This is a genomic window from Aquimarina sp. U1-2 (assembly GCF_017897595.1).
GTDB lineage: Bacteria > Bacteroidota > Bacteroidia > Flavobacteriales > Flavobacteriaceae > Aquimarina.
In genome coordinates this window covers 276,687-290,041 of the sequence record NZ_JAGKIK010000001.1, presented here as the reverse complement: position 1 = coordinate 290,041, position 13,355 = coordinate 276,687, and the positions used below count along the sequence as shown (strand labels likewise).

9 protein-coding genes are annotated in these 13,355 nt (G+C 36.2%); 8 read left to right on the top strand and 1 reads right to left on the bottom strand.

Annotated elements, in window-relative coordinates; genetic code table 11:
* Positions 1–146: 146 nt before the first annotated feature.
* The 4 genes from yaaA to J8281_RS01165 all read left to right on the top strand — a co-directional run bounded on the left by yaaA (position 147) and on the right by J8281_RS01165 (position 4,031).
* Positions 147–908, top strand: a complete 762-nt coding sequence (gene yaaA / locus J8281_RS01180; protein WP_210195758.1) for a peroxide stress protein YaaA — start codon at positions 147–149, stop codon at positions 906–908.
* Positions 909–1,041: 133 nt separating this feature from the next.
* Positions 1,042–1,542: a TRAP transporter small permease subunit gene (locus tag J8281_RS01175; RefSeq protein WP_210195757.1), complete on the top strand. Its 501-nt coding sequence runs from the start codon at positions 1,042–1,044 to the stop codon at positions 1,540–1,542.
* Positions 1,543–1,545: 3 nt separating this feature from the next.
* Complete coding sequence (locus J8281_RS01170; protein ID WP_210195756.1) at positions 1,546–2,892, top strand: TRAP transporter large permease subunit; 1,347 nt, start codon at positions 1,546–1,548, stop codon at positions 2,890–2,892.
* A gap of 5 nt (positions 2,893–2,897) precedes the next feature.
* Positions 2,898–4,031 (top strand): TRAP transporter substrate-binding protein, encoded by a 1,134-nt coding sequence (locus tag J8281_RS01165; protein ID WP_246848931.1) that lies wholly within the window; start codon positions 2,898–2,900, stop codon positions 4,029–4,031.
* A gap of 74 nt (positions 4,032–4,105) precedes the next feature.
* Here the strand turns inward: J8281_RS01165 and J8281_RS01160 are convergent, their stop codons facing one another.
* Positions 4,106–4,954, bottom strand: coding sequence for a hypothetical protein (locus tag J8281_RS01160; RefSeq protein WP_210195755.1), 849 nt, complete (start codon positions 4,952–4,954; stop codon positions 4,106–4,108).
* Positions 4,955–5,207: 253 nt separating this feature from the next.
* Here J8281_RS01160 and J8281_RS01155 point away from each other — a divergent pair, with 253 nt between their 5' ends.
* The 4 genes from J8281_RS01155 to J8281_RS01140 all read left to right on the top strand — a co-directional run bounded on the left by J8281_RS01155 (position 5,208) and on the right by J8281_RS01140 (position 13,324).
* Complete coding sequence (locus tag J8281_RS01155) at positions 5,208–8,660, top strand: pyruvate carboxylase (protein ID WP_210195754.1); 3,453 nt, start codon at positions 5,208–5,210, stop codon at positions 8,658–8,660.
* 231 nt (positions 8,661–8,891) lie between these two features.
* Positions 8,892–10,406 (top strand): lipase, encoded by a 1,515-nt coding sequence (locus tag J8281_RS01150; RefSeq protein ID WP_210195753.1) that lies wholly within the window; start codon positions 8,892–8,894, stop codon positions 10,404–10,406.
* The gene (locus J8281_RS01145; RefSeq protein ID WP_210195752.1) at positions 10,393–11,673 is read left to right on the top strand and encodes a GDSL-type esterase/lipase family protein; all 1,281 of its coding nucleotides are present in this window, start codon (positions 10,393–10,395) and stop codon (positions 11,671–11,673) included. The genes J8281_RS01150 and J8281_RS01145 overlap by 14 nt, the downstream gene beginning before the upstream one ends.
* Positions 11,666–13,324 (top strand): MBOAT family protein, encoded by a 1,659-nt coding sequence (locus J8281_RS01140; RefSeq protein ID WP_210195751.1) that lies wholly within the window; start codon positions 11,666–11,668, stop codon positions 13,322–13,324. The genes J8281_RS01145 and J8281_RS01140 overlap by 8 nt, the downstream gene beginning before the upstream one ends.
* Positions 13,325–13,355: the final 31 nt, after the last annotated feature.

The following is a 13,355-nucleotide window of genomic DNA, read 5'->3' as shown; positions in this document are numbered from 1 at the left end:
TTTTACGGCTTCGAAGAAGAGAAAATGAACAAGTAGATTTGTGTTTTTTTATAGTAGATTTGGTATAATATAGAAAAGAAATAGTTCGATTCATTTCTAATATGAAAGCACAATTGTATTTTTGACTAGAATAAAAGATCAGATTTATGAAAATAGTTATATCTCCGGCAAAATCACTAAATTTTAATGACAATTTGCCTACTGATAGAGGCACCCAGCCGCAATTTTTGGATACTGCAGCTCAAATTAATCGAAAATTAGCTCGAATGTCGAAAAATGAGATCGGAGATTTGATGAGTATCAGTGATAAATTAGCCGATTTAAATTATAACCGATATCAGGATTTTCAGGAAGAGCATACCAAAAAAAATGCCAGACCTGCAATTTACGCGTTTGACGGAGATGTGTATACCGGTTTAGATGCCTATACGTTACCAGTAGATCAATTAGATACGCTTCAAAATACATTGAGAATTTTATCGGGTATGTACGGGCTATTACGTCCCCTTGATCTTATTCAGCCTTATCGTTTAGAGATGGGAACCAAATTAGCGATAGATAGAAATGATGATTTATATCGACTTTGGAAAAATCAAATTACAGCTGCTTTGAATAATGAATTGGAAAATGATGAACTGTTTATCAATTTGGCGAGTAACGAATATTTTAACGCCATCAATAAAAAAGAATTAAAAGTACCGGTTATCTCACCTGTTTTTAAAGACTGGAAAAACGATACACTAAAAGTCATTAGCTTTTATGCAAAAAAAGCACGCGGTATGATGGTACGATATGTAATGGACACCAGTGCTAAAACCCTAGATGACCTTAAAGGTTTTAACTACGACGGATATGCGTTTAGTGAGCAGCACACTGTAAACAAAAATGAACCTGTATTTATACGATAGCCAGAAGCCATAAGGCCAGTATACCAACCATAGCTCAAATACAGTAACGTCGTATCTTTGGTCTTTTTACCTATTCATTTTGGTATAATTTTCAGTATCTTCAACTTTAATTTGAGAATCACACAACGTAAAGATGCAGAGAATTATAACTTTTTTGGATGGGCTCATTGAAAAAATAGGCACAGTAGTGAGCTGGATTGTTGCTTTGTTAGCGCTAATGATCGGTTTTGATGTCATTATTCGTTATGTATTCAAATTCACATACGTATGGATAATCGAAGTTGAAATTTATCTTTTCGGAATGCTATTCCTATTAGCTTCAGGGTATACATTTAAATACGATAAGCATGTGCGTGTTGATATTTTTTACAACAAACTTTCAGAAAAGGGAAGGGCGTGGATAAACCTCATTGGCGGAATCTTTTTATTGATACCCTGGTGTTATGTCGTTATTGTCTCTTCCTGGTATTATAGTCTTTCCTCGTTTTTGGTTCGAGAAGCTTCGCCTCAGGCAGGTGGCTTACCAGCTTTATACGTGCTTAAGTTTTCTATTACATTAGGATTTATGCTTCTTCTCATACAGTGTACCTCACAAATACTCAAATCTTTTCAAATAATTTTAAAAAAGAAGTAAACCATGGAGTATTTGGCGTTATTATTATTTGCTGCTATTTTCATTCTTATTCTCAGAGGATATCCGGTAGCATTTACGTTAGGAGGTATATCGGTAATCTTTGCTTTTGTGGTTTCCATCTTTGCGCCTGAAATTTTTCAAATGTCAACATTTTATTTGCTGCCATCTCGAATTATGGGTGTAGTGAATAATTATGTATTAATGGCGGTACCGCTATTTATTTTTATGGGGATTATGCTCGAAAAATCAGGGCTGGCGCAAGATTTATTAGAAACTATGGCTATGCTATTTGGTCGTATTCGCGGTGGTTTGGCTGTTTCAGTAGTGATTGTGGGGGCATTATTAGCAGCATCAACGGGTATTGTAGGCGCTACCGTGGTAACTATGGGGTTAATTAGTTTACCTACTATGCTAAAACGCGGCTATGCTACCGAATTGGCAACAGGGGTTATCGCTTCTTCAGGAACTTTGGGACAAATCATACCACCATCAATTGTATTAGTGCTATTAGCCGATACCATAAACAGTTCGTCTAGAGGTGCAGCATCTGTAGATGTTGGCGCTTTGTTCTCTGCTGCCTTACTTCCTGGTGTTATACTGGTCCTGTTATACATACTTTACATCCTTATAAAGTCGTATATACATAAAGACGATGCACCTAGTATTCCAGCCGATGAGATTAAGAAGTTTAGAGGGGATCATTTCATTTCCAAAATGATCAAGGTTTTACTACTACCTGTTTTATTGATTATTTTGGTATTGGGATCTATTTTTACGGGTATCGCATCACCAACAGAAGCCTCTGCCATAGGGGCTATAGGAGCAACAATACTAACGATTATTCAAAAGAAATTTTCATTCCATACATTAAGAGAAGTTGTACAAGAAACTACAAAATTAACCTCAATGGTGTTTTTTATTCTGCTGGGTGCTACTACATTTACTCTAGTGTTTCGAACCTTAGGTGGGGATTCTTACCTGCAAGAATTAATTATGTCTTCAAATTTGACTCCGTTATTATTTTTGCTTTTGGTAATGATCATCATCTTTATTGCAGGGTTTTTTATCGATTTTATTGAAATTGTTTTTATTATCGTTCCGGTAGTTACCCCAATATTCAATGCGTTTGGTATGGATATGCTTTGGGTGGGGATTTTAATTGCACTTAATCTACAAACTTCCTTTTTAACACCACCATTCGGATTTGCATTGTTCTATCTAAAGGGTGTAGCGCCTGATAGTGTTAAAACCAGTCAAATTTACAAAGGAATTATACCTTTTATTATCATACAATTGATTATCGTTGGGGTTGTTGTATTTTTTCCTGAAATAATTTTTATATCAAAGTAAATATTATGATGAAGTATTCAAGAATTGCTCACATTATTTTAAAGATTGGCATATTTTCTTTTATAGTACAGACCATGATTTCCTGCTTAGGTGATCCACCTGCAAGTATGTCGAACACGTCATCTTATGATGTGGCTAAACCGGATAAGGTATTTTATTGGAAAATGACAACAACGTGGCCCCCTAATTTTCCTGTAGTAGGTGAAGTGGCAGAAAAATATGCACAATGGGTAGACGAGTTATCCAATGGGCAAATAAAAATCAAAGTATATGGAGGTGGAGAATTAGTACCACCGCTAGAAGCTTTTGATGCGGTATCTCAAGGCAGTATAGAGATGGGATGTGGGGCAGCGTATTATTGGGCAGGAAAGACCCCGGCGGCTCAATTTTTTGCCGCTGTACCTTTTGGAATGAATAGCCAGCAGATCACATCTTGGTTAGAAGTTGGCGGGGGATACGAGTTGTGGAAAAAAACATATTCCAAATTCAATATTGTTCCTTTTATGGGAGGAAATACAGGTGTACAAATGGGAGGATGGTTTAACAGAGAAATCAATTCTATTGAAGATTTTAAGGGATTAAAAATGAGATTGCCGGGTATAGGAGGCAAAGTTCTCGAAAAAGCAGGTGGTGCTGCCGTTTTGGTTGCAGGTAGTGAAGTATACACAAGTTTGGAACGTGGGGTAATCGATGCTACAGAATGGATTGGCCCATATCATGATTATAAGATGGGATTTCATAAAATAGCAAAGTATTACTATACTCCTGGTTGGCATGAGACGGGTACTCAATTAGAATTTTTTATAAATAAAAGCCTTTATGACAAATTACCGCTTCATTTACAATCTGTTTTACAAGCCGCTGCGAAACGTTCTCAGATGTGGGTTTTATCAGAATTTGATAAACAGAATGGCATTTATCTAGATAAGCTAATCAATGAAGAAGGGGTTGAGCTTCGTGAGTTTTCTAAAGAGACATTAGATGCATTGCGAGTATATACAGACGAGGCTTTAATCGAAATGATCGGAGATGATCCATTGTCAAAAGAAGTGTATGACAGTTATTCTAAATTCCAAAAACAGATCTCGAAATGGTCTGCAGTGACTGAAAAAGCTTTTTATAACAAAATTCAACAATAAAAAACCGTTTTGGTAGGCCAAAACGGTTATAGAGACTTACTTTTAATACGATTTGATCAGATTCAGATCAGAGTCTAAAGTTCGATTGTAGTTTCTGTACCATCGCTATTAATCTGGGTAGCTATATTATCGCATGTGCCATCACCAAAATCCAAAGTAGTTGTTTCGCTATTTTGAGAAGTTGCCACACGACCACTTACAGTATATGCGCAATTTTTCTCATTTCGTAACGGAGTGGTAATTTCAACGGCATACACGTCTCCATTACTAAATGTTGTACGGCTGGTACCAGAATTTAAAGTGTAAAATTCAAAATCACTAGGTACATCTGTGTTAGTCACAATAAATGTTTCATTTACAAGATTAGACTCGCTAGTTGCGGTAAGTCCATTAGTCCAAGCAAACACTAAACTAGAATTAATACCAAAATTTGAAGTGAGTGAATCATTTTGAGTATTGCTTTCAAAAGAGAACGTAGACGTAGCTCCTCCGCTAATAGCGATATCCTTATAGGTTACATTTTCAAGCGAATATATCATGTCAATTGTACTTGCAGTATTAAGAATAACTTCAAAAGTGATACGAATTTGACCAGAGATAGCTTCACCATTAATCTCACATCCATCTTCAAAAGTGATCACAATCGACTGTGTGTTCTCTACAGCTTCGGTATTTATTATGACACAATTAGATACTTTATTAACTGAAGCACCTGGATTACGTCCAAATCCTGATTCTGCATTAAATACATTCTCTACCAAAGCGTTGATTTCAGAATTTATGGTTTCAACATCTTTGTATTGTGTAGCAGTAGTAACTTGGTTGGTTGGAGTTTCAGGTGTATTGTCATCATCCTGGCAACTCGTTAACATCAAGTTTAAAAAGAAAAGGCTACTTAAGAAAACTATTACTTGTTGTTTCATAGGTAAACGTTTAAAAATTTGATTATAATTGATATGATCATCTACTAACGAAAATGTAGCTAGAAATCGTATAATTTATCTGTTAATTTATCCTGAACTGGTATTAGTAGCCTCTTGAAGGCGTTCTATTAGAGGGAATAAAATTTTAACTTTTGAGCATATATTATTTGAGCACGCTATTGCAAAGAATGTTTCTTATCAATATCTTCGTAGCGAATGTTCGCTAAATATATAAAAAACTCAAAAATATACTATGCAAATCAAAAAGGTCCTAGTGGCCAACCGTGGTGAGATCGCGATACGAATTTTTAGGGCTTGTACCGAAATAGGACTGCAAACCGTAGGAGTGTATACCTACGAAGATAGGTATTCGTTACATAGATATAAGGCCGATGAGGCCTATCAAATAGGTCAAAATCACGAACCTTTGAAACCGTATTTGAATATTGATGCTATTATCAAGGTTGCAAAGAAAAATAATGTCGATGCTATTCATCCTGGATACGGTTTTCTATCTGAAAATGCAGATTTTGCGCAACAATGTCTAGAAAATGACATTATTTTTATTGGACCAAAAGTAGCTGTCTTACAATCTTTAGGAGATAAGATAACTGCCAAAAAGGTAGCAATTCATAACAATATCCCAATTATTCAAAGTAATACAGAGGATCTTATTGATATTGAGATTGCACAAAAAGAAGCAAAACGAGTAGGTTTTCCCGTTATGCTAAAGGCAGCTTCTGGAGGGGGAGGACGCGGAATGAGAGTAATTCGAAATGCCGCAGAGCTGGATAAAGCCTTTCCAGAATCGCGTAGAGAAGCGTTAAATGCTTTTGGAGATGATACCGTTTTTCTGGAAAAGTTTGTAGAAAACCCTAAACATATCGAAATACAAATTGTAGCAGATCATCATGGCAATATGGTACACCTTTTTGAGCGTGACTGTTCTGTACAAAGACGGTATCAGAAAGTTATAGAATATGCTCCTTCTTTTGGAGTTTCTGATCAAATAAAAGAAAAACTATATCACTACGCTTTGACTATATGTAAAGCTGTAGATTATAATAACATTGGAACCGTAGAGTTTTTGGTAGATGATGCTGAGAGTATCTATTTTATCGAAGTAAATCCCAGAGTTCAGGTAGAACATACTGTAACTGAAATTGTAACAGGGATTGACCTCATCAAAGCACAAATTTTTATAGCGGGTGGATATAAATTATCAGACCAGCAGATAAAGATTGAAAATCAAGAAAGTATTCGTACTAACGGGTATGCTTTGCAATGTAGAATCACTACTGAAGATCCTGAAAATGATTTTAAACCAGATTATGGTACCATTACTACCTATCGCAGTGCTTCGGGCTTTGGGATACGGTTGGATGCAGGAAGTGTCTACCAAGGTGTTACCATTTCTCCGTTCTTTGATTCGATGTTGGTCAAGGTGTCTGCAAACAGTAGAACCCTTGATGGGGCCTGCAGAAAGATGCGAAGAGCACTTTCAGAATTCAGAATTCGTGGAGTCAAGACTAATATGCCATTTTTGGATAATATTCTTCAGCATGATACCTTTAGAAAAGGTGCAGTAACCGTTAATTTTATTCGAGATACCAAAGAACTTTTCAAAATTAGAGAGTCACGAAACCGGGCAACAAAACTAGTTAATTTTTTGGGTGATATTATTGTTAACGGCAATCCGGATGTTAAAAAAACAGATATAACTAAATCCTTTGTAGCACCCATAATTCCTGATTTTGATGAAAATGCAAGCTTCCCAAAGGGAACAAAAGATCTATTAACCGAGTTGGGGCCAGAGAAATTTGCTTCCTGGCTTAAAAATGAAAAAAAAGTATATTTTACAGATACCACAATGAGAGATGCCCATCAAAGTCTTTTGGCGACTAGAATGCGTACGTATGATATGCTTAAAGTAGCAGAGGGCTTTGCCAAAAATCATCCTGAAGTATTTAGTATGGAAGTTTGGGGTGGCGCCACATTTGATGTCTGTTTGCGGTTTCTTCGAGAAAATCCTTGGGAACGACTTCGTGAATTACGAAAAGCGATGCCCAATCTTTTACTACAAATGTTAATTCGAGGATCAAATGGAGTAGGGTATACAGCTTATCCAGATAATCTGGTGGGTAAATTCGTCGAACAATCCTGGGAAAATGGAGTAGACGTATTTCGAATATTTGACTCGTTGAATTGGATGAAATCTATAGCTCCGTGCATAGAACACGTTCGAACAAGAACCAATGGACTTGCTGAAGGTTCTTTATGTTACACTGGCGATATCCTGGATCCAAAACGAACCAAATACACATTAGAGTATTACATTCAACTTGCTAAGGATATAGAAAATGCCGGAGCTCACATCTTAGGAATAAAAGATATGGCTGGTCTTTTAAAACCATATGCCGCTTTCGAATTGATTTCGGCGCTCAAGTCTGAAATTAATATTCCAATCCATTTGCATACGCACGATACCTCTTCAGTGCAAGCGGCAACATATCTAAAGGCTGTAGAAGCAGGTGTCGATGTGGTAGATGTAGCTTTAGGTGGTCTCTCTGGGCTTACATCACAACCTAATTTTAATGCGGTCGTAGAAATGCTGAAGTTTCATGATCGAGAGCATAGTATAGATATTTCCAAATTAAATGAATATTCAAATTATTGGGAAGCTGTAAGAGAATATTATTATGTTTTTGAATCAGGCTTAAAAGCAGGAACAGGAGAAGTGTATCAACATGAGATTCCGGGAGGGCAATACTCTAATTTGAAACCACAAGCGCAAGCATTGGGATTATCGAATCGATTTCATGAAATTACGAGAATGTACAGCGAGGTAAACCAATTATTTGGAGACATTGTAAAAGTGACACCAAGTTCAAAAGTAGTGGGTGATATGGCCCAGTATCTAGTTAGTAATAATTTGACTATCGAAGATGTAAAGGGAAGAGGAGAGATGATTTCTTTTCCGCAATCGGTCATGAGTTTTTTTAAAGGAGAATTGGGGCAACCTGTGGGTGGTTTTCCAAAAACAGTACAAAAATCAGTATTAAAAGATCAAAAACCATTCACGAACCGTCCTAACGCACATCTTGAACCTGTTGATTTCGAAAGTGAGTTTGAGGAGTTTGTCAACGTATTTAAAAAAGGAATGGGAAGAGCGTTGGATATTACAGATTTTCTGTCGTATAAATTATATCCAAAAGTATTTACGGGTGCTTATAACCATCACTTAAAATATGATAATGTGATGAATATCCCTACCAAAAATTTCTTTTACGGGATGTCTCCTGAAGAAGAAATTATCGTTGAGTTAGATAAGGGAAAAACTGTATTGGTTCAGTTAATTTCTGTTGGAGAGCCTAATGATGAAGGAAAAGTTACTGTATTCTTTAAAGTAAACGGACAAACCCGAAACGTAGAAGTGCAAGACAACGCTATAAAAGTCGATACGGTTGTTCATATGAAGGCAGATAAAAACGATGCAAAACAGATCGGAGCTCCGCTACAAGGCGCTTTATCTTCGGTATTGGTAAAAGCAGGGCAAGAAGTCAAAAAGAATGAACCTCTTTTTATTATAGAAGCTATGAAAATGGAAACTACAATTACTGCCCATGAAGATGCTGTTATAAAAAAAATAGTACTCAAACCGGGTAAAATGGTAGAGGCAGATGATTTAATCATTACGTTGAAATAATTGTAAGTGGGTACTTAAAAAGTATCGAATTTATAATCCTGTCACATTGCGGAGTTGAAATATACTGAACGTAAAAAAATGTTTGATTTCTCAACTCCGCTCAACAAAGTGCTTAAAGCTACTTTTAAACAGCCTCGTACAAGGGCTTACTCAACGCTACCATTAACTGATCTTCTTTGTAATTTAGAAAATCTTTCTATTTTTACATCATATTAACATTTGTGGAATACGTTGAAAATCAAGCCTATTCAAATATCATTATTTATCCTTTGTGTTTTAGGAGGGTTATTTGCACTCATGTTCCTAAGCGAGCAAGGAGGCATGCAAGAGGCGCAACTACAAGATGATGGGTTTTCGTATGCTAATTTTGCTATAAAATATCCTACATATCGTACTTTTCTAGATCTAAATCAAAAAGAAGACTCATCAATTACCAGACAGGATGTTATCAAAGTGACAGAGATCGTTACTCCATTAGAGATTGAAACTGTCGAAAATGAAGGGAAAATTGCCGCAGTACAACCTATTCAAAAGTTACCTGATTTTTCAAAAATCGATACAACACAACTGGTTAGAATTAAATATCCTGAAAATAACCCAGGCTTTGCCAAAGAATTACAACAAAAATTATCTTCACGTTCCTGTAGAATTATTCATTACGGAGATTCTCAAATAGAAGGAGATAGAATTACGGCTTATTTGCGCAATAGGCTTCAACACATGTATGGCGGTAGTGGTCCTGGATTTATTCCATTGATTCCCGTATACAGGCAGATTAGCGCTATGATTGAGCCAAGCGAACATTGGGAGCGATATGCAGTTTTTGACCCTACCAAAAAGAAGTTCTCTCATAGAAAGTATGGAGCGTATTTATCTATTTCAAGATTTACAAAATATCAATCTGAACCGTTGGATAGTATCGCCCTAGATTCGCTACCTATTGTTAAAGCTTCTGTGCAGATCGGAAAATCAAAGAAAACCTATGCCAAGTTCAGAAGATTTACCAATATTAGGTTGCATTATGGCAACTGCAACTATCCTGTAAAAATATCTGTATTTAGTGACGGAGAATTAATTCAGCAGGACAGCTTACTTGCAGACGGGCGCTATCATCAGTATAAAATCAAGACATTAAAAACACCTTCAAACCTGCGTATCGAATTTGAAGGCAAAATAAGTGCAGATTTTTATGGGTTAACGCTGGATGGTGGCTCGAGAGTACAAATTGATAACGTAGCTATGCGGGGAGCATCAGGTACAATTTTCACTAGCACCAACGGAGCTACCTATAGCAGAATGATGAGGCAATTGAAACCTAAAGTTATAATCATGCAATATGGAGGTAACACGATGCCTTACCTAAAAGATTCTACTGATATTGATAAATATTCCCAAAGAGTTACAAACCAGGTGAACTGGATAAGAAAACGAACTAAAAACACTAGTTTTATATTTATTGGTCCTACAGATATGTGTCTTCCCGTTAATGGTAAAATGGAAACGTATCCTATGCTGCCCTATCTTAATAAAAAACTTATGGAAACATGTCTGGAGAATAATGTGGCCTATTGGAGTATGTATGATGCCATGGGAGGAAAAGGATCGATGAAATTGTGGGTAGATGAAAAATTAACCGCAAAAGATTATATGCATTTCACCTGGAAAGGAACCAAAATAATTTCTGAACTATTTTTTACAGCCCTATACCTCGACCTCAAAAAACCTATGGATAATGACGAACTATAAACTATTGATTGTATTTGTATGGCTTTTAGCAGAGCAACTACAGTCGCAAACGTATGTTTTAGACACCGTACAAGATAAATTTACCTTTATCAATTGGAAAGCCAACACACTAAAAATGGCAGACCAATCCCCGGCATTTAAAACATTATTCCGTAAGTTGGATACTATTGCCAAAGGAGGAGAAGAAGATCTTCATATTTTTCATATCGGTGGATCTCACATTCAGGCAGATATTTATTCGAATCGGTTACGGTCTTATTTACAGACCATGAGCCCTACGGCAAAAGGGCAGCGCGGGTTTTTATTTCCCTTCAGTATAGCGCAAACAAATAATCCGGGAAATTACAGAGTAGCATATGATGGCACCTGGACCGGGTATCGATGCTCTGTTAGAAAGGATAGTGTAGCTTGGGGATTAGCTGGTGTTACAGCGGTTTTTAAAGATACCATGGCCAATGTCACCATTAAGGCGAACGGTAATAATTATCATGAAAAAATGTATGATTTTAATAAGATGAGGATTTTTTATGATAACTGGAGCGACGATTACGAGATCACCCTTACACGGGATTCTATAATTACACAAGTAGTAGAAAATAAAAAAGCACATTTTATTGAATATACACTAAGCACATCAGTAGATGAAATTGAGTTTTGTATTCGTAAAACAAAAAATGTTGATGATGCCGAGTTTTTACTAATGGGAATAGAATTAATGAATGATCATACCGGCATTCAGTACACCTCTATTGGGGTGAATGGGGGTAGCTTTTCGTATTATGACCGTTGTCGCTATTTTGAAGATCAATTATTGTTATATCACCCAGATCTGTTTATTATTTCGGTAGGGACCAATGATGCGTATCATCCAGATTTTAATCCTGCGCAATACAAAGATTATTATACCCAAATGATAAAACGTATTCAAAAAGCCAATCCCGACTGTGCTGTATTACTAACTGTACCTAACGACTCATATTACAAGAGAAAAATACCCAATCCAAGGACTAGAATGGCTAGAAAAATTATCTACGAAGTGGCCAAAGAACAACAAATGGCAGTATGGGATTTTTACGAAATAATGGGAGGTTTTAACTCCTCACAAAGCTGGTATAAAAACAAGTTAATGCCAAGCGATCGAATTCACTTTACTGTAATGGGATATCGCATTAAAGCTGATTTACTATTACAGGCACTTGCACACTCATGGGAAAACGAATTAGAATTACCCCTCAATACTGTGTTGAACCAGATTATTAATGAATAGATTTTTTGACATATTTTCTTTTTCAGAAGAGTTTCCCTTAATTTTTACACAAGCAAATTTTTGGATCTTTTTTGCTGTTATTTATCTCCTCTATGCAACACTATATCGTCAAAAAGGATTGCGAAGCGCCTATCTTTTCGCTATCAGTTTACTTTTTTATTATAAAACCAGTGGCTTTTTTATTGGTATTTTAATTTTTAGTACGATCAACGATTTTTTTATTGGTAAAGCTATTTACAATAGTCGGTCTGTACTACTTCAAAAAGTGTTGGTAGCTACAAGTGTAATCGTTAACCTGATAACACTATGTTATTTCAAATATGCCTACTTTTTTACAGATTCTTACAATTACCTTTTTCAGACCGATTACGAAGTAATAAATTATCTGGCACAATGGGCAAATACCTGGAGTAGTGTAGATTATTTTACAGTAGATAAAATTGTACTTCCGGTAGGGATTTCATTTTATACGTTTCAAACCATTAGTTATAGTGTTGATATCTATAGAAAACAAATCAAACCTTTAGACTCGATAATTGATTTTGGGTTTTTTGTAAGTTTCTTTCCGCAATTGGTAGCAGGACCTATAGTTCGTGCTGCCGATTTTGTACCTCAAATCAGAAAAGATATCCATATTACCAAAGAGGAATTCGGTACGGCAACATTCATGATTTTAAAGGGGTTGATTAAAAAAATGATTTTTGCAGATTATATAGCAGCTAACTTTTTAGATCGCGTATTTGACGTTCCAGAGATGTTTTCAGGATTTACAAATATCATGGCGATGATTGGATATTCGTTACAAATTTATGGTGATTTTTCGGGATATACAGACATTGCGATAGGACTAGCACTGCTTATGGGGTACAAATTACCGGTAAACTTTAATTCACCTTACAAAGCCATTCATTGTGGCGATTTTTGGAAAAGGTGGCACATATCATTATCCAGTTGGTTAAAAGATTATCTGTATATACCCATTGGGGGTAATCGCAATGGGAGTATATTTTCATATGTATTTATTCTAGTATTTACGTTTTTAGGAGCATTTGCCTACGCAGATTTTGGAATCGCTATCATTACCACTGCGGGTATAGGGTTACTATTGATCATAACGCTGTTTTCATCCAGGTTAGCCTGGCACTTCAATAGAAACGTAAATATTATGATTACGATGCTTGTCGGGGGACTATGGCACGGTGCTTCATGGAAATTTGTGATCTGGGGCGGACTTAACGGACTTGGTGTTGTTGCCTATAAATATTGGCGAAAAATAAGTCCGTACGAAGATTCCAGGGCATGGTATACCCTCGTGTGGCGCATTGCCTTAACATTTGTTTTTATCACCTTTACCAGAATCTACTTTAGAGGCAATAGCATGGATCATATCGATCGTTTCTATGAACAAGTCGCTACGAATATGGATTGGCAAAACGCTTTGGCTGTACTTTGGGAATATCGTATAGTCTTTGGAGTCATGCTAATAGGATATATTACGCACTGGTTACCATACCATACCAAGAGCCGGATTCAAACCGTATTTGTAGATAGTCATATCATTATTAAAGGAATGGTCGTCATTGCCGTTGCTATTCTATGTTATCAGACTTATGCTGCAGATTTTCAGCCTTTTATTTATTTTCAATTCTAGAGGATGCCAACAACACGAGAATTTTAAACTG